At 43.8% G+C, this 20,767-nt stretch carries 19 protein-coding genes; all 19 read right to left on the reverse strand.

All coding sequences use genetic code 11. The features are described from left to right. Positions 1-140: 140 nt before the first annotated feature. The 19 genes from bcbE to rbfA all read right to left on the reverse strand — a co-directional run bounded on the left by bcbE (position 141) and on the right by rbfA (position 20,758). Positions 141-1,352, reverse strand: coding sequence for a bacillibactin exporter BcbE (gene bcbE, locus BV11031_RS09535; protein WP_121643731.1), 1,212 nt, complete (start codon positions 1,350-1,352; stop codon positions 141-143). Positions 1,353-1,490: 138 nt separating this feature from the next. Continuing rightward, complete coding sequence (locus BV11031_RS09540) at positions 1,491-2,216, reverse strand: GntR family transcriptional regulator (protein ID WP_010327988.1); 726 nt, start codon at positions 2,214-2,216, stop codon at positions 1,491-1,493. A gap of 142 nt (positions 2,217-2,358) precedes the next feature. Beyond that, positions 2,359-4,728: a DNA translocase SpoIIIE gene (spoIIIE, locus tag BV11031_RS09545; protein ID WP_129550747.1), complete on the reverse strand. Its 2,370-nt coding sequence runs from the start codon at positions 4,726-4,728 to the stop codon at positions 2,359-2,361. 130 nt (positions 4,729-4,858) lie between these two features. Next, positions 4,859-5,071 carry a YlzJ-like family protein gene (locus BV11031_RS09550; RefSeq protein WP_010327990.1) on the reverse strand — a complete coding sequence of 71 codons (213 nt, stop codon included), beginning with the start codon at positions 5,069-5,071 and terminating at the stop codon, positions 4,859-4,861. Further along, positions 5,068-5,805, reverse strand: a complete 738-nt coding sequence (tepA, locus tag BV11031_RS09555; protein ID WP_010327991.1) for a translocation-enhancing protein TepA — start codon at positions 5,803-5,805, stop codon at positions 5,068-5,070. The genes BV11031_RS09550 and tepA overlap by 4 nt, the downstream gene beginning before the upstream one ends. A 116-nt stretch (positions 5,806-5,921) precedes the next feature. Then, positions 5,922-7,589, reverse strand: a complete 1,668-nt coding sequence (gene rnjB, locus BV11031_RS09560; RefSeq protein ID WP_010327992.1) for a ribonuclease J2 — start codon at positions 7,587-7,589, stop codon at positions 5,922-5,924. Between the two features lie 177 nt (positions 7,590-7,766). Then, positions 7,767-8,639 carry a 4-hydroxy-tetrahydrodipicolinate synthase gene (gene dapA, locus BV11031_RS09565; protein ID WP_010327993.1) on the reverse strand — a complete coding sequence of 291 codons (873 nt, stop codon included), beginning with the start codon at positions 8,637-8,639 and terminating at the stop codon, positions 7,767-7,769. Positions 8,640-8,669: 30 nt separating this feature from the next. Further along, positions 8,670-9,884, reverse strand: coding sequence for an aspartate kinase (gene dapG / locus BV11031_RS09570; RefSeq protein WP_010327994.1), 1,215 nt, complete (start codon positions 9,882-9,884; stop codon positions 8,670-8,672). A gap of 91 nt (positions 9,885-9,975) precedes the next feature. After that, on the reverse strand, positions 9,976-11,016 hold the full coding sequence (gene asd / locus BV11031_RS09575) for an aspartate-semialdehyde dehydrogenase (RefSeq protein WP_010327995.1): 1,041 nt from the start codon (positions 11,014-11,016) through the stop codon (positions 9,976-9,978). Between the two features lie 125 nt (positions 11,017-11,141). Next, positions 11,142-11,744 (reverse strand): dipicolinate synthase subunit B, encoded by a 603-nt coding sequence (gene dpaB, locus BV11031_RS09580; protein ID WP_010327996.1) that lies wholly within the window; start codon positions 11,742-11,744, stop codon positions 11,142-11,144. 2 nt (positions 11,745-11,746) lie between these two features. Continuing rightward, positions 11,747-12,640, reverse strand: coding sequence for a dipicolinic acid synthetase subunit A (dpaA, locus tag BV11031_RS09585; RefSeq protein ID WP_010327997.1), 894 nt, complete (start codon positions 12,638-12,640; stop codon positions 11,747-11,749). 187 nt (positions 12,641-12,827) lie between these two features. Then, a complete protein-coding gene (locus BV11031_RS09590; RefSeq protein WP_010327998.1) occupies positions 12,828-13,085 on the reverse strand; it encodes a YlmC/YmxH family sporulation protein in 258 nt (85 codons plus the stop codon). 276 nt (positions 13,086-13,361) lie between these two features. After that, the gene (locus BV11031_RS09595) at positions 13,362-14,591 is read right to left on the reverse strand and encodes a M16 family metallopeptidase (RefSeq protein ID WP_010327999.1); all 1,230 of its coding nucleotides are present in this window, start codon (positions 14,589-14,591) and stop codon (positions 13,362-13,364) included. Between the two features lie 39 nt (positions 14,592-14,630). Further along, complete coding sequence (locus tag BV11031_RS09600; RefSeq protein WP_010328000.1) at positions 14,631-15,590, reverse strand: polysaccharide deacetylase family protein; 960 nt, start codon at positions 15,588-15,590, stop codon at positions 14,631-14,633. 117 nt (positions 15,591-15,707) lie between these two features. Next, entirely contained in the window at positions 15,708-17,828 is a 2,121-nt protein-coding gene (gene pnp / locus BV11031_RS09605; RefSeq protein ID WP_010328001.1) for a polyribonucleotide nucleotidyltransferase, read from the reverse strand. Positions 17,829-18,000: 172 nt separating this feature from the next. Continuing rightward, a complete protein-coding gene (gene rpsO, locus BV11031_RS09610; protein WP_003154182.1) occupies positions 18,001-18,270 on the reverse strand; it encodes a 30S ribosomal protein S15 in 270 nt (89 codons plus the stop codon). Positions 18,271-18,426: 156 nt separating this feature from the next. Continuing rightward, positions 18,427-19,377 (reverse strand): bifunctional riboflavin kinase/FAD synthetase, encoded by a 951-nt coding sequence (ribF, locus tag BV11031_RS09615; RefSeq protein WP_010328003.1) that lies wholly within the window; start codon positions 19,375-19,377, stop codon positions 18,427-18,429. Positions 19,378-19,395: 18 nt separating this feature from the next. Beyond that, entirely contained in the window at positions 19,396-20,325 is a 930-nt protein-coding gene (truB, locus tag BV11031_RS09620) for a tRNA pseudouridine(55) synthase TruB (protein WP_010328004.1), read from the reverse strand. A 79-nt stretch (positions 20,326-20,404) separates the two neighbouring features. Continuing rightward, positions 20,405-20,758, reverse strand: a complete 354-nt coding sequence (gene rbfA, locus BV11031_RS09625; RefSeq protein WP_009967251.1) for a 30S ribosome-binding factor RbfA — start codon at positions 20,756-20,758, stop codon at positions 20,405-20,407. Positions 20,759-20,767 lie beyond the last annotated feature (9 nt).

Consider the following 20,767-nt stretch of genomic DNA (forward strand, 5'->3'; position numbering starts at 1 on the left):
GACTTTCACAGGATGTGATGACGGCGGTGTTTAGGCAGGATGCCTAAGCATTTAACGGCCGTTCCTTTCCTAACACGTGAGCACCGACGCGCAGGCCTGACAACGAATGCGAGGGTTTGTCGACACGCTGAGACGGTTGACTAGACCGTCCCTAAGTTTTTTTCTTCCTCTTCACTTTTTTTCGTATCCACAGTGAAGATGACTAAGAATAAAGCAACGATGCTGCAAAACGCCGATAGAATGAAAATAAGCCAGTTTGCTTTAGACATTAATGCAGCAAAAACAGGGGGGCCGAGAGCTACTCCTATAAAGCGCATGCTATTGTAAAAGGAGGAAATGGTTCCGCATTCCTCACTTTCAATCCCTTCGGTTATCAGTGCATCTAAAGCAGGAAGCGCCATCCCGATTCCAATTCCGCCAAAACTTAAAAAGACAAATAAAAAATAAAAACTGTGGTTCCACCACAAAGCTATAAACGAAAGGGTTAACATAATCATTCCTGTAACCACACAAAACTTCATTCGGCCTTTATCTTTGCCAATCTTTTTTCCAGCTATATAGGAACTGGTTGATAAAAATAAAAGCGGGATTGCCAGTAAACCGCCTTTAGCCACTCCGTCAATGGCATACTTCTTCTCCAGCGTATCTGATAAATAAAATAAGACGCCGAATAGCAAAAACATAATGACACACCCGATAATAAAGACCGTATAAAGCCAGCGTCCGTCTTGCTTAAAGATTTTTCGCACATTCTTAATAAACTCAGACACCGCGGGCGCATCTTCATCTTTTTCAGGTTTGGCCACCAGAAACAACACGAGCAAAAAGCTGATCAAACAGAAAAACGGAATAAACCAAAACGGTACAAACCAGTACCAGGTAGCCAATAGGGCCCCGAGTATGGGACTCAGTACCTTCCCTGACGTGTTGGCGGTTTCAATATCGCCAAGACCGGCACTGACCTTTTCATCGTCTCCTTCAAACAAATCGCCGATAAACGGCATGACGATAGGAGCTGCCCCTGCAGAACCGACGCCTTGAAGTACCCGTCCCGCCAAAATCATAGCGTACGGGTTTTTCATATAGGTTGAGGCAAAAGCAGCCACCGCCCCTCCCAATCCTGCAATGAGGAGACACGGAAGCAATATTTTTTTTCTCCCGAATCGATCTGACAGATACCCCGCAATCGGAATGCAAATAATTGCCACCACCGAATAGACAGTAATGATTAAAGATACTTGAAATGAAGTCACCGAGAGTTTTTTCTCCATCATAGGCAGAACGGGAATCAGCATGGAATTCCCGAGTGTCATCACAAGCGGTACGGAAGACAATGCAATAATATGTTTCATTCCATTTTTCTTTCTCAACATTTTCACCCATTCACTTTCTTGTCATCCCTTATATGTTGCGTTAACCGGAGTGAAAGTATGTACAAAGAAACATGAATCAGCGCAAATAAAAAAAACAGACCCATCACAGGCGTCCGTTTAGAATCGTTTACGTAAAACATGAAATCTGAATTTATCCGCTCTAAAATAATTTAAGGAGTAAAGCACTGGTTTATCGTGCTGATCGTAATGGGTTTGTTTTAACTGCAAAAGAGCTGTTTCCGGATCGCATTCAAGCACTGGAGAAATGGTATCATGATAGCCGATTGGCTCAATATCAGTCACAGCATAGCTGATCACGGAGCCTGAATTTTTCTCAAGCAAATCAAACATAGATTCTTGCTGATGAGAAAAAGAATTCGGCAGAATATTCATCGGAATTTTGTCTATACAATACACAATCGGCTGTCCGTTAGCTGTCCTGACTCGTTCGAGGTAAAAAAGTTCTTGTCCCTCTTCCAAGTGAAATCTCTTGATATCATCCTCAGACGGCATAAGCACTTGCGATGATAAAAAAATCGTGCCAGGCGTCATATTCGCCTGTTCTATCATCTTGGTTACACTGTTCAGCTGTTCAATGCCCGAAAGAAATAACGGCTTAGAATGGACAAAAGTGCCTACACCATGCCTTCTGATAATCACATGCTCTTCTTCAAGGATCCGCAAGGCTTCTCTTAGCGTCGCTCTGCTGACACCAAGCTTTTTGGAAAGCTCAAATTCGGAAGGCAGCTTTTCCTTCTCAGTGTAGATTCCATTTTTAATATCCTCTTTGATTCGTTCAATTACTTTTAAATACAAGTGCCGATTATCAGCTTTTGTAGACATGTTTTCCCTCCGTAAACCACTTTCGATAAAAATTATTGAACAATTGGGACAACTATATCATGTTTTGTCGAAAAAATAAATAGAAAGGTTTTAGTTTACATAATGTTATTATCGGTGACCAAAGAAAACGGAACTCCCTTCATTAAGAAGAGAGTTCATCATATTTCTCTTTGGATAATAGAACTTCCCTCGGTTTGCTGCCTTCATATGGCCCGACAACGCCTCGTTCCTCCATTGCGTCAATGAGGCGGGCCGCTCTCGTATAACCGATTCTAAATCTTCTTTGCAGCATTGAAACAGATGCCGTCTGCATGCCGACGATTAATTCAACAGCTTCATCATAAAGTTCATCGGTCACCTCGGAATGGGTTTCCGTTGTCTCCTCAGGAATCATTTCCTCCTGATATTGCGCTTTCTGCTGCGTAATCACATGGTCGACGATCTTCTCCACTTCGTCATCCGACAAAAATGCCCCCTGTACACGGACAGGTTTATTAGCCCCGACAGGCAGAAACAGCATATCGCCGCGGCCTAGCAGCTTCTCAGCACCACCCATGTCAAGAATCGTCCTTGAATCCGTCTGTGAAGATACGCTAAACGCGATTCGTGACGGAATATTCGCTTTAATAACCCCAGTGATAACGTCAACCGACGGCCGCTGTGTTGCAATAATGAGGTGGATGCCGGCAGCACGCGCCATTTGAGACAACCTTGTAATTGAATCTTCCACATCAGATGAAGCGACCATCATGAGGTCGGCAAGCTCGTCCACAATGACTACGATATAGGGCAGCTCCGGCTGCTTCGCTTCTTCTTCATTGTTAGAGCGTTTTATATAATCATTGTATCCTTCAATATTTCTTGTACCTGTATGAGAAAATAATTCGTAACGCCGCTCCATTTCATTGACAACCTTTTTCAATGCCTGTGACGCTTTTTTCGGATCGGTTACGACTGGTGCAAGCAGATGCGGAATCCCGTTGTAGACATTCAGCTCTACCATTTTAGGATCAATCATCATCATTTTCACTTCATGCGGTTTCGCGCGCATCAAAATACTCGTAATAATGCCATTGACACAAACACTCTTCCCGCTTCCGGTTGCGCCTGCGACTAAAAGGTGAGGCATCTTGTTTAACTCCGCCAGTACAGCTTCACCTGAAATATTGCGGCCGAGTCCGATTAGCAGCTTTGCATCAGGCCTGTCATTCAATTTAGACTCCAGCACTTCCTTCAGCGATACCATCGCCACTTCTGCGTTCGGAACCTCAATTCCAATCGCTGATTTCCCTGGTATAGGCGCCTCTATCCTGATATCCTTCGCAGCAAGTGCAAGCGCTAAATCATCACTTAAATTGACAATTTTGCTAACCTTCACTCCGACATCAGGATATACCTCATATTTTGTTACCGCCGGACCGAGATGAACCTGCGTGACTTTCGCCTTTACCCCAAAGCTTTGGAAGGTGCGTTCGAGCTTTCTTGCATTTTCATAAATATTCTTTTTGTCAGCCTGCTGGCCGGTATGCTTTGGATCGGCCAGTAAATCCAGTGACGGCATTTCGTAATCTTTATTTTCAAGCTCCGTAAAGGTCATTGCGGGAGCGGAAACAGCCTCTTGGTCACCTGTCTCCGTTTGGATGTCCTGAAGCGGCTCTGATACAGGTTCAGCGCGTTGTTCTACGACTGAAGAATCTTCATCTTCGTTACGATCTGAAAAGCTTGAGATAATCGGCTCTGAATGAATGAGAGGCGATACCGTTTCCGTTTCCGGGTCCTCCTCATCATCAGAAGGCTCTTGTTCCATTTGCTGTTTATTGCGGACCCGCTTTTGCTTTTTGCTAGGAGCTTTTGTTTTTTTCGATGACTTCATATTTGTTTTGACGGATTTCATATCTTCAATAAATGCAAACCATTGCTCTTTTATAAAGCGGCCAATCGGGCTCATCCACTTTTTCAGCGTTTCTTGAAGAGATCGTCCCGTGACTAAAATCATTCCGATTAAAATCATGACAATCGCCATAATCTGAGAACCGGTTGACGCAAATAAAAAGTGTGAAGCCGCAAACAGCAACGCTCCGATCATCCCTCCGCCTAAATCAGGTGAAGCGGAGCTGCCATTCATATCCATCAAAAACAATTCCCACGTGTTGCGCACCACGCTTGCGGACTCAATCGACCCCTTGTGCGTCAAGTTTTTAAACAGCTGCACGTGAGAAAGCAGCAATATGCTTGCGATAATACAATACAATCCGGCCTTTCGTCTCGTTAATAGGCTTGGCGTTTTCTTCTTCCAAAACAGCGAGACTCCTAAGACCAATAAGCCTAACAAGCATAAAATAAACCATTCTCCAGCAAAAAAGCGGAACAAATAGATAAAGGTTTGCCCGACTACCCCCAGCTGCAGAATCGCGATAATGGAAATGGCGATACACAGCAATCCGTTTAGTTCGTATTTTATATTGAGCTGTTTCGCCTGTTTTTTTCTTGATTTTCGTTTTTTCTTTGCCACACTCATCACCTTACTGCGTTAAAAAATGTAAGTTCATACATAATGAAGAAAGCAGCCGTTTACAGGCTGCGTTTTTTCTGTAGGATTCCCCTATTATAGCATATTTTGCCCTTAAAAAAGGGTTGGAATCTTATACGTTTAATTTCAGCTTTTGTCCCGGAGAAATGTCTGGGTGCAGAAAATGCATTGGATTTGTGCTCATGATTTGAATGACTTCCGCTTCATTGCCTTGCATCTCGACAAGAAGCGGCACACCTTTATACTCAATCTGCTCGTGTATGTTTGTCTCTTGGTTCTGTTCTGCAAACACAATTTCCTGCGGCATCACGGTATACAGTATCATTGAATCATCCGTCCTTCTTCTTCCCTTGCTTCCTCAATGAGCTCATTCAGTTTATTGATCGCCTGCCCGACACCGCCTGCGTGATCGATTAATCCGTATTCAACTGCATCCTTTCCCACAACATTTGTTCCGATGTCGCGTGTTAAATTTCCTTTTGAAAACATCAGCTCTTTAAACTTCTCTTCGGTTATATTGGAATGGCTAGTCACAAAATTAACAACTCTTTCTTGCATTTTGTCCAGGTATTCAAACGTTTGCGGCACACCGATTACCAATCCGGTCAGCCGAACCGGATGAATGGTCATTGTTGCTGTTTCAGCGATATAGCTGTAATCACAGGATACGGCAATCGGAACGCCGATGGAATGTCCTCCGCCAAGCACAATGGAAACGGTCGGTTTTGATAAAGATGCGAGCATTTCTGCTATTGCAAGACCCGCTTCAACATCTCCTCCGACAGTATTTAATATAATCAGCAGGCCTTCAATTTTGGGATTCTGTTCAATTGCGACAATCTGCGGGATCACATGCTCATATTTGGTTGTTTTGTTTTGCGGAGGAAGCTGAACATGGCCTTCTATTTGTCCGATAATGGTCAGACAATGAATATTTGTATCTTGAGGCAGCTGGGGGAGCGCCGTTTCACCAAGCTGCTGTATTTTATTCATAATACTGTCCTTCGCATCATTTTTTTCAGGACGCTCTTCTTCTGTGTTTTCCATACGATGATCCATTCGCTTTTCACCCTTTCCGAGTTTCTCTTTGTATTATGAACAAAGTCACTACATTCAATCCCCGGTTTACAAGGCAAAAAATAAAGACCGGAGCAACTCCGGTCTTTCGTCTGACATTATACTTCCATAATAATTGGGATGATCATCGGTTTACGTTTCGTTTTTTCATATAGGAATTGGTTCAAAGCATCCCGCATCGCTTGCTTCAGCGTTGACCATTCAACATTTGATGTTTCAGTCGCTTCTGTCACGATGGAACGGACAAGTTCAGTAGCCTGTACGATAAGGCCTTCAGACTCTCTTACATAAACAAAACCGCGTGTGATAATTTCTGGTCCTGATACAAGATGTTTCTTTTGTTTATCAAGTGTAATGACAACGATTAAGATTCCGTCCTGTGAAAGCAAGCGGCGGTCTCTCAGTACGATGTTTCCGATATCGCCGACACCTAAACCATCAATTAAAACATTGCCATACGGAACTTTATCCCCAATTTTTACGTTCTGGCCGCGAAATTCAACGACGTCTCCTTTTTCAATTAAGAAGATGTCACTGCGCTTCATGCCGGTTTCTTCAGCGATTTTCGAATGAGCTTTTTGCATTCTGTATTCACCGTTTACAGGAATTAAATAAGTTGGTTTAAGCAGATTGATCATCAGCTTTAACTCTTCTTGTGAGCCGTGGCCAGAAACATGGACACGCTTTTGGGCAAAGATGACTTGCGCTCCGGCTCTCGCAAGAAGATCTACTGTTTTCGAATAAATGAGTTCCTGTCCAGGGATTGGTGTGGACGCAATGACAACGGTATCCCCTTCTTCAATATTCAGCTGTTTGTGAGCCTTGTTTGCCATTCTTGTCAGGGCAGCTAACGGTTCACCTTGGCTGCCGGCAGTAATAATGGCCACTTCACGCTTCGGATATTTTTTAACATCCTGCACAGAAATAAACAATTCATCATCCGCTTCAATATAGCCGAGCTTTCTTGCCAGCTGCAAGATAGATTGAAGATTTTTTCCGGCGATGGCAATCTTTCTTCCATTTTGAGACGCTGCATGAATGACTTGCTGGATCCGGTTAATATTAGATGCGAAAACAGCAACAATGACCCGGTTCTCTGAATTATACAGCGCGTCCGAAATTTCTCCGCTGACAGCTGCTTCCGAAGGTGTATGTCCCGGACGTTCCGCATTTGCACTGTCAGATAGCAGGGCGAGCACGCCGCTATTTCCGATCTTGGCGATTTCGCCAATGTCGCAGATTTGATTAAGTGCAGGTGTTTGGTCAAATTTGAAGTCGCCCGTGCATACAATAGATCCAAGTGATGTTTTAAAACTCACACCTACTGAATCAGGGATGCTGTGAATTGTTCTAAAGAACGATACTTTAGTCGATTCAAATGTAATGACAGATTTGGAGTGAATTTCTCTTAAATCAGATTTTCGGTTATGTCCGTATTGTTTTAACTTTTCTCTTAATAGCGCAAGCGTCAGTTTTGTTCCATACACTGGAACGGACAGCTTGTTTAATAAGTAAAAAACGCCGCCGATATTTTCATCATGCCCATGTGTTAAAAAGATGGCCTTGACACGGTCAGCCCGTTCAATCAAATATGATATGTCAGGAATCACTACATCAATACCGAGCATTTCGTTTTCTGGATGCATAAGGCCGGCATCAACGACAAATATGTCTGAGTCAATTTCGATGACATAAAGGTTCTTCCCAATTTCTCCGACACCGCCAAGGGCGATAATTCTAACGTTTTCTGTATTTTTCTTTTTCAAAATCTATATCCTCCTAGTCTCATACCCGTCCATCATCACTTGTTCCTATTATAACTGAAAGTAAATTTAGAAAACAAGATAAAGCAGAAGGTTTAGGGAAAACCAATATGTATAAGAAACGGTCAAACTCAGCTAAATGTGAGAATGACCGCGTTTGTTCCACTGTATGAATTTTTCTTACAGTTCGCTGATCGTGCTGCTTAAGCTCAGCCGTTCATCTTCGCTTAGCGGAATAAGAGGAAGCCGCACTGATCCGACATCAAGGCCTCTCAGCTGAAGCGCTGTTTTGACAGGAGCCGGGTTAGGCGCTTTAAACAGTTCCTTCATAATCGGCAGCAGTTTCTGATGGATCAGTGCCGCATTAGCTGTTTGCCCATTCGTATAATTTTTGATCATTTGCTGCATATCAGAGCCTGCAATATGGCTCGCGACTGACACTACTCCTCTTCCTCCGACTGAGAGAATAGGAAGCGTCAAGGCGTCATCCCCTGAATAGACAGAAAAGTCTTCCGGCGTTTCCGCAACAATTTTCGTAATCGCTTCGAGGTCTCCGCTCGCTTCTTTAATCGCAACAACATTCGGAATGTCTGACGCCAAACGAATCGTTGTTTCCGGAGCGAGGGAAGCGACTGTGCGGCCCGGCACATTATACAGCATGACAGGAAGAGACGTTTCTGCCGCAATTGCTTTAAAATGCTGGTACATCCCTTCTTGAGAAGGTTTATTGTAATACGGCGTAACGAGCATGACCGCGTCAACGCCAGCTTCTTCAGCTTTTTTTGTCAGCTTAATGGAATCTTTCGTGTTGTTGCTTCCAGTACCCGCGATAACCGGCACCCGTCCGTTTACTTCTTTTACCGTATATTCAAAAAGCGCAATTTTTTCTTCAGTGGAAAGGGTTGGCGACTCCCCAGTTGTTCCCGCCACTACTAAAGAATCCGTTCCGTTTTTTAACAAGTAATCAATCAGTGTAGACAGTTTTTGAAAGTCTACGTTCCCTTTATTGTCAAAGGGTGTAATCATCGCTGTAGACACATTTCCGAAATTCATTTTATTCACCTCATCATGATTCAATCACATTTACTTGGAAAGTTCAAACACTTCATGCAAAGCGTTTACAGCAGGAACTAAATCGGCTTCATGGACAAGCACCCATATCGTCGTATGGCTGTCAGCCGATTGAAGAATCGGAATTTCTTTATCTGAAAGAGCCGAAACAATTTTTGACGTGACACCAGGAACACCCATAATGCCAGCTCCGACTGCCGATACCTTCGCGCAATTTCTCGTAACCATCGGATCATAGCCCATATCCATTAAAATGCGCTGAGCTGTTTCTGTTTTATTCCCGGCCACCGTATATACGATTTCACTAGGTGTAATGTTGAAGAAATCGACACTGATTCCCGCATTCGCCATCGCCTTGAACACTTCAGTCTGAACGTTATACTGGCCGATTTTCGCTGGCACTTTGAACTGCGTGACATCTTTGACATGGGCAATTCCCGTAATTAGCCTTTCAAAAACATCGCTTCCGACTTTGGAAGAGTGATGTGATGTCACCAGTGTGCCTTTATCTTTTGAATAAGTCGAACGGACGCGGATCGGAACCTTGGCCTGCATCGCAATCTCCACGGCCCGCGGATGAATGACCTTTGCCCCTTGATACGCCAGGTTGCAAATTTCCGTATACGTCACGACAGGAAGCGGTTTCGCATTTTCTACTACTCTTGGGTCAGCAGTCATCACACCTTCTACATCGGTGAAAATATCGATGTATTCCGCGTCAACCGCTGCGCCGAGTGCGGCTGCGGACGTATCGCTGCCCCCTCTGCCGATCGTAGTTGTATCACCCTTTTCAGTTGCGCCCTGGAACCCTGCGACGACTACAGCGTCATGATTCGCGAGCACACTGAATAAACGCTCCGGTCTCATTTCAAGGATTTTTGCATTGGTATGCTGATCATTCGTTAAAAAGCCAGCCTGAGCCCCTGTCAGCGCAGCTGCATTCACACCGCTATCAAGCAGCATGCTTGTAAAGACGACAGAGGAAATGGTTTCTCCGCATGATAAAAGCAAATCCTGCTCTCTCGGAGAAATCGCTGACTGATCGCCGTAAAGCAGCCCAAGCAAAGAATCCGTTGCGTATGGGTCTCCTTTCCGGCCCATCGCTGAAACGATAACGACAACCTTATATCCTTCACTGATTGCTTCTTTAATATGCTCTAAAGCCAGTTTCCGGCCTTTATCATCTTTTACAGATGTTCCGCCGAACTTTTGAACAATTATCTTCACTGTTTTCACTCCAAATTATTCGGACGTAACAGAAGAGAGCAGGCTGATAGCGCCTTACTCTCTTCTATTCGTCTTTGGGAAATTCAATCTTTTATACGAGGTTTAGTTTTTTCAGGCTTTCTGCAATCTGAACAGAGTTCCATGCCGCGCCTTTTAACAGGTTATCAGAAACAACCCATAAATGAAAACCGTTTGCTCTGTCCAAGTCTTTGCGAACGCGGCCAACAAACACATCATTTTTGCCGACGGCATCAGCAGGCATCGGATAAAGCTGTTGGCTTGGGTCGTCCTGAAGCGTCACGCCTGGAGCGTCTTTTAAAAGATTTTTAATATCTTCAACCGTAGCGTCATCACGGTCTACCTCGATGTAGACGGACTCTGAGTGCCCAGTTTGAATTGGCAGTCTCACACATGTAGCCGCTACTTGAAGGTCAGGCATGTGCATGATTTTTTTCGTTTCATTTATCATTTTCATTTCCTCAAACGTATAGCCGTTATCTTGGAATTTATCAATTTGCGGAATCGCGTTGAAGGCGATTTGATAGTGCTTTTTGTCACCTTTTACAGGCATGATCGCAGGCTCAATTTCTTCTTGGTCTAAAATCGCCTGTGTTTGGCTGTAAAGCTCTTTTACAGCTTCATTTCCTGCTCCTGATACCGCCTGGTACGTTGATACGATGACTTTGTTTAAACCGTATGCTTTGCGGATTGGTTCAAGGGCCGCAACCATTTGGATTGTAGAGCAGTTCGGATTGGCAATGATTCCGTTGTGTTCACGCAAGTCTGCCTCGTTCACTTCAGGCACAACAAGCGGTGTATTTTCGTCCATACGGAACGCACTCGTATTATCGATACAAATAGCGCCGCGTTTTACAGCTTCTGGTGCCAATGCCTGTGATACGCTTCCACCGGCGCTGAACAAAGCAATATTTATCCCTTCAAAGCTCTCAGGAGTAGCTTCCTGAACAGTCAGCTCTTCGCCTTTAAACGTGACTTTTGTCCCCGCAGAGCGTTTTGAAGATAGCAATGTAAGTGTGTCCATTTCAAAGTTTCTGTCTTCAAGTGTTTTCAGCATTTGTTGTCCTACAGCCCCTGTCGCTCCGACAACAGCTACGTGTAAACCTCTTCCCATCTGTAAAACTCCTTCCGCCAATCAGCCTCATTGAATTGATTTGACTATGATTTTACGTTTTATTTTACCATAGAATATGCGGGTGATGACCGAATTTTTTAGTTTGGGTAAGATTTTCTGTAAATTTAGTCATTTCCCTGATAATTCTCAACCAGGACCGGCTGAAGCTGTTGATGCATAAGCGCCTTTTCAATGGTTTGCGGAAGCAGGTCCATTTTGGCTACCATTGAATTCGGTTTTTGAAATGGATCATCTTGCCCAAATGGAATAAAATAGATGTTTTTTGTTGACATGAGCCTCATTAAGTTTGTTCCGTTTAAACCGAGAGCATCATTTGTCGAGATGCCAAGAACGACCGGCCGATTGTTCCGGATTGTCGCTTTTGCCGCCATCAGCACCGGACTGTCTGTCATGGCATTTGCAAACTTGCTCATTGAGTTTCCGGTTAAGGGAGCAATGACCATGCAGTCAAGGGGCAGCTTCGGTCCAAGGGGCTCAGCCTTTACAATCGAATCGATGGCCTCATATCCGGTCAGGTCTTCTATTTTACGAACCCATTCCGCTCCTTCGCCAAATCGGGTATTGGTGGATTTTACATTAAACGTGACAACCGGCCGGACTTCCGCCCCTTCGTTGACCAGCGCCTCGATTTGCGGAAAAACCGCTTCATATGTGCAGTGTGATCCCGTGAGTCCAAACCCGATTCTTTTTCCTTTTAATGACGACATGCTTATTTCCCCTCCTCAGCTTGTATGTCAGCCAATAGCTTGCTCAAGACGTTCGCGAGGATTTGCCCAGCTGTTTTAGGAGCGACAATTCCTGGAAGACCAGGGGCAAGAAGTGCTTTAATTCCCTGTTTTTCGGCATATTTGAAATCCGTGCCTCCGGGACGTGAGGCCAGATCCAATATTAAGGTTTTTGGTGTCATGCTAGAAAGCACCTTTTGATTTAAAATCATACTCGGTATTGTATTAATACAAATATCTATATCTTTCACATGTTCTTTCAGCTCATCGGTATGAAAAGGAACGAGTCCCATTTCAGTAATACGCGCCAGATGCGCTGAACTTCTTGCCCCCACTTTTACGTTCGCTCCGAGCGCGGCAAATGTACGGGCAATCGTCATCCCGGTGCGCCCCAGGCCGAGAACGGCCACCTGAGATCCGTGTATCGTATAATCCGTGTGCTGAATAGCCAGCATAATCGTTCCTTCTACTGTCGGAATAGAATTGTATATCGCAATGTCATCCCGCTCAAACAGCTTAACAAGTTTTCTGTTTGCTTGAGCTGCAATGCTTTCTAAATAGGCGTTAGAAATTCCTGAAAAAATGATGCAGTGTGCAGGCGTTTTGTCGAGATGCTCCTGTTTTAACACAACCTCTTCATTCGAAAATACAGTCGATACGACACCTTCTCCTGTTGTTGCTGATACTGGGAGAATAACACTGTCAATTTGCTGAAAAGGAATTTCATCAATATAGCATTTTACTGCTCCAGTAAAACCGTGATCCAATTGGTCAAAACCAACAAGATAAATATCAGCCTGCTGTTCAATGAGCTTTCTTATAATTTCGAGCTGTCTTGCGTCACCGCCGATAACTGCAATTTTCAATCCGGTTAACATGTTAAACGTTCACCTTCTTTGTATATACTGGATCTCTAGTTGTTAAGCTCCCCTTCATCTTATGATGGAAAGGAAGGACCGGTGAATTAAAACGCGCTTTTTTCACACAAAAAAAACACCGGCTGCCGAAGCCGGTGTTTCATCAGTTTACTTTAGGGCGCGCTCTACATTCTTTTGGCTTTTTCATTCACTCTTGCCGAGGAGATATTTCCTCAGGTACGTCTAATATAATCATATCGGAGCCGATTTTTTGAATATGATGCCAGGGGACACGAATGCCATGGCCTTGTTTTCTCAAACCAAACCACTTAACTGTCGGAATGAGAAGTGCCGTAATCTGTCCATCCTGTTCATTAATTTCTAAATCTGTCTGGCCTAGCACTCCCAGCCGTTCAGCTCTCTTGATGTCTACAATTTCCTTCCCTGATAATTCACTGAGCCGCATGTCTGTCACCCCCTTGTACTATGTATGATTAAAGGGGGGGAAAAATGCCTGCTCAGGTTAAACGGCAGGCATTTCAGTTGTTGACAAGATCCTCAAACCCTTTTAGTTTTAGGGTTGCATTTTTTCAGCGTGATTGAAAATGGAAAACTAGGAAAGGCGCATTGGAGCGGAGCAAATGTTCTCATTCGTGAGCGCCGCGCGTAGGCATGACAACGAATGCGAGGATTTATCCATTTGCTGAAAAGCCTGCTCCGTTATGGTGCAGGCTTTTCCTTGTTAAGACGGTATATTGCCGGAAGGGCTGATGAGCGCCAATGCATAGTCTTCAGTAAATAACTGTCTGGCAAGACCGTTCACCCGCTCTAAGTTCACGGCGTTTAATTCCTTGATGATTTCATCTAATGTTTTATGTTTGCCAAGCAGCAGTTCATTTTTCCCATTTCGGCTCATTTTGCTGTTTGTGCTTTCTAAGCTCAGCATCAAGCTTCCTTTCATTTGCTCTTTGCTGTTTTCCAGCTCTTTCGAGGTAATCCCCTCGCGTTTTAATGTGGCAAGGGTTTCTTGAATGGTTTCTGACAGCTGATGAAGCTGATTTGCACCGGTCCCGCCGTAAATGGTAAGCATTCCGCTGTCCTCATAAGAGCTGTGATAGCTGTAAACAGAATAAGCGAGCCCTTTATCTTCGCGGACATCTTGAAACAGCCGGCTGCTCATGCTGCCTCCGAGCACATTATTCAGGACGATTAAATCATAAATGCTCTCATGGCCAACCTCTAGGCCTTTAAAACCAAGGCATAAATGAGCCTGCTCTGTTTCTTTTTTTCTCGTCAGTTTTTCCGTGTAGAACTCAGGCATCGCAAGGCCTGTCGCTTTGCCTTTCGCTTCGTATGATCCGAACCATTTTTCTACATCTTTGATAAAGCTTTCAGATATATTGCCCGCTACCGAAATCACCACTCGGTCCGGTGTATAATAATCATGCATGTATTGTCTGAGAGAATCACCGTTGAAGGAATCAAGCGTTTCTTCTGTGCCTAGAATCGGATAGCCTAAAGAATGATTGCCGTAAGTGGCTTTGCTCAGTAAATCATGCACAATATCGTCCGGCGCATCTTCGTACATTTTAATCTCTTCATATACTACATTTTTTTCTTTTTTCAGCTCGTTTTCATCAAACGTTGAATGAAAGAACATATCTGCTAATACGTCCAGCGCGTAATTCGCATGCTCGTCAAGCACTTTTGCATAGTAGCACGTATATTCCTTTGAGGTAAACGCATTGACCTGACCGCCAATACGATCAAAAGATTCTGCTATCTCACGTGCAGATCTTGTGCTCGTCCCTTTAAAGAACATATGCTCTAAAAAGTGAGAAATCCCGTTTATCTCCGGTGTTTCATGCCGCGAACCTGTGCCGATCCACACGCCAATCGCAACAGAACGGACTGTCGGGTTATTTTCCAGCACAACTCTTACACCATTTTGACACGTATATCGTTTAATCAAATTTGTTCCTCCTATTCAAAGACAAGCTGCCTGCAACTGTTACTTCAACAGTCTTGTTTCATCCATTAGTTCGGTGACTGTTCCAAGCGCGTATCCTTTATCTTTTATCTTTGTAATCAGCGCTTCAAGACTTTCCGCCGTAGGGTCAGTCGGATGCATTAAAATCATGGCACCATTATGTATCTTGCTTAACACTCTCGTTTGAAGTACAGACGGAGCCGGTTTTTGCCAATCGATCGTATCAACTGTCCACATGACTGTTCCCATCTGTTTCTCAGCTGCAATGTCAACGACCGCTTTTCGAAAACTTCCGCTCGGCGGAGCAAACCACTTCGGCTTAACACCGATCGTTTTTTCTATTTGCTTATTTGTCTTGTCGAGCTGTTCGGAAATTCTTTCTGTAGTCAGTTTGCTCATATCCGGATGATTGTATGAATGATTTCCTATCTCATGTCCATCTTCCGCAATCTTCTTAGCGAGCTGTTCATTTTTCCTCACCCAATTGCCTTCTAAAAAGAACGTAGCCTTGACCTGATGCTTTTGCAAAATAGGGAGCATTTTTTCTAAACACTCATTTCCCCATGCCACATTGATTAAAAAAGACACCATCGGTTTGTCTGGATTTCCTTTATAAATAGGCTCAGGCTGAAGAGACTCAAGATGAACAGTTGGTTTTACTTGGCTGTACACTAGATCGCTTTCCCGAAACTCGCCTTGCTTTTTCATTTTTTTATATGATTTTTCAATATTGACCTTTAACCCATTGTAACCGGGTATACTTTTCCAAACCTTATCGATTCTGGCATCCTGGGGCTTCACTTCGTACTCAGGCGCTTTTTGAAGCAATTCTTCATATAACGGGTCTTTGGATGCCGTGACAGTCACCGTATCTTTTTGCATTGCCCCTATATAATCAAGTGTATACGGATTTTTCATCATCTCAAATGAAACAAAAAACAGAAATAGAAACACGGCAAACGGCACAAATTTTTTGTACATGTTCTGTCCCCCCTCACCTCACATTATGAAGGAGAAGGACAAGGTAGAACCCGCCTGCTTTTTTAAAAGCTTCAAAATAAAGAAGCCGGGTCTCCCAGGCTCCTTTTATGTTTTCATTTAAGATTGTTGTTGTTCTTCTTTTTCTTTCTCTTCACGGAGCACCGCTTTACGGGACAAATTGACTCGTCCTTGTTTATCAATTTCAGTGACCTTAACAAGGATCTCGTCCCCGATTTTCACAACATCTTCAACTTTCCCTACGCGTTCAAGCGCAAGCTCTGAGATGTGCACCAAACCGTCTTTTCCGCTGAAAATTTCAACGAAAGCCCCGAATTTTTCGATTCGTTTCACTTTACCTAGGTAAAGCTGGCCGACTTCAACCTCTCTGACAAGGTCTTCGATGATTTTTTTCGCTTTATGGTTGCTGCTTTCATCTGTTGAAGAAATAAAGATGGTGCCGTCCTGTTCAATATCAATTTTAACACCGGTTTCTTCGATGATTTTATTGATTTGTTTTCCGCTTGGCCCGATGACATCGCGGATCTTATCAGGATTAATGGCCATTGTTAAAATCTTAGGCGCGTATTGAGAAAGCTCTTTTCGTGATTCGCTTAATGTCGCAAGCATGCTGTCAAGGATTTCCATTCTTCCTTTTTTCGCCTGCTGCAGCGCTTCTTCAAGAATCTCTCTGGAAAGGCCTTCGATTTTAATATCCATTTGCAGCGCCGTTACGCCTTTATCAGTCCCGGCTACTTTAAAGTCCATATCTCCAAGCGCGTCTTCCATGCCTTGAATATCAGTCAGAACAGTGTAATGTTCGCCTGATTTAACAAGACCCATCGCAATACCTGCAACCGGGGCTTTGATCGGTACACCGGCATCCATCATTGCAAGTGTGCTTGCGCAAATACTTGCTTGAGACGTAGAACCGTTTGATTCCAGCACTTCTGACACAAGACGGACAGTGTAAGGGAAGTCTTTTTCAGACGGAATAACTGGCTCAAGCGCTCGCTCACCCAGTGCTCCGTGTCCGATTTCACGGCGTCCCGGTCCGCGCATTGGCCCTGTTTCCCCAACGCTGAATTGAGGGAAATTGTAATGATGCATAAACCGTTTCGACTCTTCCACACCTAAGCCGTCAAGGATTTGCACATCACCTAGAGCGCCTAACGTACATACGCTGAGGGCCTGTGTTTGTCCCCTTGTAAACAGCCCTGATCCGTGCGTTCTTGGCAAGAGGCCGACCTCAGAAGAAAGCGGGCGGATTTGATCGACACCGCGGCCGTCCGGTCTTACTTTCTCTTCAGTAATCAAGCGGCGAACTTCATTTTTCACCATCTTGGATAAAATCTGCTTCACTTGTTTGATTGTGTCTTCATCATGCTCTTCATCCTCGAATTTTGCCACAACGGTATTTTTCACTTCATTAATGGCATCTTCGCGGGCATGCTTTTCATGAACCTGGATAGCTTTCAGCAGATCCTCTTCTGCTAAAGCTTTTACTTTTTCACTAAGCTCTTCATCAATTTCATATAGAGCAATTTCTGATTTTTCTTTGCCGACTGCGGCTACAATTTCTTCTTGGAATGCAATCAGGCGTTTAATCTCATCATGGCCGAACATAATGGCTTCAAGCATCGTTTCCTCAGGAACCTCGTCCGCGCCTGCTTCTACCATGTTAATGGCATCTTTCGTACCGGCCACCACAAGATTGATATCGCTTTTTTCAAGCTGATCGACTGTCGGGTTAATGATAAATTTGTCATCAATGCGCCCGACAGTAACCCCTGCAATCGGCCCTTCAAACGGAATATCCGATACAGAAAGAGCAAGAGATGAACCGAACATGGCAGCCATTTCAGAAGAGCAGTCTTGGTCAACACTCATGACAATGCTGATAACTTGAACCTCATTACGGAATCCATCAGCAAACAAAGGACGGATCGGACGGTCGATTAAACGACTGGCAAGAATCGCCTTTTCGCTCGGGCGTCCTTCTCTTTTAATAAATCCGCCCGGAATTTTCCCTACCGCATATAATCTTTCCTCATAGTTTACAGTAAGCGGGAAGAAATCAAGCGGTTTTGGCTCTTTTGAAGCAGTTGCTGTACTAAGCACTGCTGTATCACCGTAACGGATCATCACAGCACCGTTTGCCTGTTTGGCAAGCTGGCCGGTTTCAACGGTAAGCGTTCTGCCGGCCCAATCTATGGTAAAGACATGTTTTTCTTGTCCCATACAATTACGAACTCCTCTCTTCGTTGTGTGAAATAATCAATTACTCCTATTATGAACGAAATGAATTGAACATATCAATGTCAAAGTAGTATGTAAAAGGATTTCAATGATTTGTTATAAGTATTTTCGCTTTAATACGATAAAAAAGCGGGAATCCTCCCGCTTTTTACGATTATCGACGTAAGCCTAGTTTGTTAATTAACTCACGGTAACGAGTTACGTCTTTATTACGCAGATACGTAAGAAGATTACGACGCTTACCTACCATTTTAAGAAGACCGCGACGTGAATGGTGGTCTTTCTTGTGAGTACGTAAATGCTCGTTCAAGTTGTTAATTGAGTCAGTTAGGATAGCGATCTGAACTTCTGGAGATCCAGTATCAGATTCGTGTGTTTTGAACTCACTGATGAGTTGGTTTTTACGCTCTTGAGTAATTGCCATCCTGTTTCACCTCCAAATCATATTTAGCCCCAGTTACCTAGCAACCGTCGGTGACTTCGGATTGCCAAGCAATGGTTTTAAGACTACGAGAACTATCATACTAAAAATCAGGCCTATATGCAAATATTTTAGAATAAAATTTGTGTCCATTGCATGTTATTTCCGCAGATTGCTGAAATAACGGATGGCTTCCTGCTTATCCTTCTCAATTTGCTCTGTTAATTCTTTGATGCCATTGAATTTCCGCTCGCTCCGAATCCGTTTATACCATTCGATTTTTATAGCGGCTCCGTATACCTCCTGATCGAAATCAAACAAATTGACCTCGATTGAAGGCTGCTCCGGACGTTTTTCATAAAACGTCGGCTTATAACCGATATTGCAAACGCCATTGTAGACTTCGCCGTTCACTTCCGCTTTTACGGCATATACACCTGTCGGCGGTACGATATAGCTATTATTTAAACCGACATTTGCTGTCGGAAACCCGATGGTCCGCCCTCTCTTATCACCGTGAATGACAATTCCTTTGATATAATAAGGCTGTCCAAGCAAGACTTTTGCCAAGTCAACATCTCCGTTTTGAAGCGCGTTGCGGATATACGTAGAACTGATTTTTTTATCCTGTTCCGTTAATTTTTCAACCATTGTGCACTCAGCTTTTCCGTCTAAATCAAGCGGCATGGTCTCCATCGTTCCCTTGCCGTATTTGCCGTACGTAAAGTCAAAGCCCGCCACTGCGTGCTGCACATTAAGGCCGATAATATACTGGTCTGCAAACTGCTTAGGAGAAAGGGCAGCAAATGCTTCATTAAATGTAACAATATACAGAATATCTGTGCCTAATTGTCCAATTTGATTAATTTTATCTTCAAGAGGCGTAATCAGATCCTTTGGCTCCCGATTCCTGCCCAATACATGAGAAGGATGAGGATGAAAGGTCATTACAGCTAATGTCAGGCCCTTTTCTTCAGCTATCTGCTTCGCTGTGCCGATTACCTTTTGATGTCCCAGATGAACGCCGTCAAAATACCCTAACGCCATCACAGACTTTGCCTGCTCCTCTTTGATTAAATGATGAGGATGTGTAATATGTATCGTCTTCACAGAACGGTCACCTTTTTTCTATTGTTCGCTTTTTTGCATCAATACTTTTGCCGGCTTTAACAGCCCTATTTTAGCAGGATGGGGGAAATAGATCGCCAAACAGCTTCCGGATTCAGTAAAGACGGCAATGCGGTCTTCACTGGTCATTTCAGAAAACTGCTCGGGCGTCTCAAGCAAAGCCCCATTTTCTACTTTCTTAGCTAATGTATCACTTATGATCCATTTCGGCAAATGATTGAGCGCGCGTTCAATAGGAACTGCATGCTCTTCCACGTTTCCGGACTGAGCCTGTGCTTCCAGTTCATCAAAGGTAAAGCATTCGTCGAGAGAAAAATCTCCGGATGCTGTACGGATTAAATGAGACATGTGAGCCGGATATCCGAGCTTTTCCCCAATCATGACCGCCAGCGTTCTTACATAGGTTCCTTTGGAGCATGTCACTGTAAAACGGAAGCTTGCGGTTTCTCCATTATGTTTAATCTCTGTCGTCAAAGCAATGTCTTCAATGGTAATCATACGTTTCGGACGTTCTACTTCAATTCCTGCCCTAGCATATTCGTATAGCTTTTTGCCGTTTACTTTGACAGCCGAATACATGGGAGGAATTTGTTCTTGTTTACCCTTTAAGCTGTTTAGAACTTTTTCAACATCTGCTTTATCAATGTCTTGATTCACAGGCTTTGTTTCAACCGTTTCTCCTGTTTGGTCCTCTGTTGTCGTAGAAAAGCCAAGTGTGATTTCCGCGTCATATGTTTTAGATTTTTCAGTTAAGTATTCGACGATTTTAGTCGCCCTTCCCACACAAATCGGAAGTACGCCTGAGACTTCTGGATCGAGCGTTCCCGTATGACCTACTTTTTTTGTTTTTAACAGTTTTCGGATTTTCATGACACAGTCGTGCGATGTCATGCCAACCGGTTTATGTAAAAGGAGAACTCCATTAACCATTTGTCTTTCACTCCTTCTTTTGAGTTTTTTCTTTAAACGAAGAAAGAGGACAGACGATATACGCCTATCCTCTCCTTTTTTATTCAGATGGTTTCTCTGAATGCAATTCGTGAATCAGCGTTTCGATTCGATTTCCGTAATCGATTGATTCATCGAACTCAAATTCAATTTCAGGCGTTTTTCGAAGTCTGATGCGGCTGCCGATTTCTGATCGGATAAACCCTTTCGCCTTTGCCAGCCCTTTCAGCGCTTCCTCCCGTTTTTTCTCGTCACCGAGAACCGAGATATACACCTTTGCAATTTGCAAATCACCTGATACACGTACATCGGTTACTGTCAGAAAACCAATTCTCGGATCTTTCAGCTTGCGGCTGATAATGTCACCGAGTTCTTTTTTCATTTGCTCGCCGACACGGTTTGCTCTCATACTCAATTCAATCAC

The organism is Bacillus vallismortis, from assembly GCF_004116955.1.
Taxonomy (GTDB): Bacteria; Bacillota; Bacilli; order Bacillales; family Bacillaceae; genus Bacillus; species Bacillus vallismortis.

Coding starts and splice junctions, on each gene's coding strand:
- bcbE (WP_121643731.1), bottom strand. CDS start 1,352: ATGAAACATATTATTGCATTGTCTTCCGTACCGCTTGTGATGACACTC.
- BV11031_RS09540 (WP_010327988.1), bottom strand. CDS start 2,216: ATGTCTACAAAAGCTGATAATCGGCACTTGTATTTAAAAGTAATTGAA.
- BV11031_RS09550 (WP_010327990.1), bottom strand. CDS start 5,071: ATGATACTGTATACCGTGATGCCGCAGGAAATTGTGTTTGCAGAACAG.
- tepA (WP_010327991.1), bottom strand. CDS start 5,805: ATGGATCATCGTATGGAAAACACAGAAGAAGAGCGTCCTGAAAAAAAT.
- dapA (WP_010327993.1), bottom strand. CDS start 8,639: ATGAATTTCGGAAATGTGTCTACAGCGATGATTACACCCTTTGACAAT.
- asd (WP_010327995.1), bottom strand. CDS start 11,016: ATGGGAAGAGGTTTACACGTAGCTGTTGTCGGAGCGACAGGGGCTGTA.
- dpaB (WP_010327996.1), bottom strand. CDS start 11,744: ATGTCGTCATTAAAAGGAAAAAGAATCGGGTTTGGACTCACGGGATCA.
- dpaA (WP_010327997.1), bottom strand. CDS start 12,640: ATGTTAACCGGATTGAAAATTGCAGTTATCGGCGGTGACGCAAGACAG.
- BV11031_RS09590 (WP_010327998.1), bottom strand. CDS start 13,085: ATGCGGCTCAGTGAATTATCAGGGAAGGAAATTGTAGACATCAAGAGA.
- BV11031_RS09600 (WP_010328000.1), bottom strand. CDS start 15,590: ATGTACAAAAAATTTGTGCCGTTTGCCGTGTTTCTATTTCTGTTTTTT.
- pnp (WP_010328001.1), bottom strand. CDS start 17,828: ATGGGACAAGAAAAACATGTCTTTACCATAGATTGGGCCGGCAGAACG.
- rpsO (WP_003154182.1), bottom strand. CDS start 18,270: ATGGCAATTACTCAAGAGCGTAAAAACCAACTCATCAGTGAGTTCAAA.
- truB (WP_010328004.1), bottom strand. CDS start 20,325: ATGGTTAATGGAGTTCTCCTTTTACATAAACCGGTTGGCATGACATCG.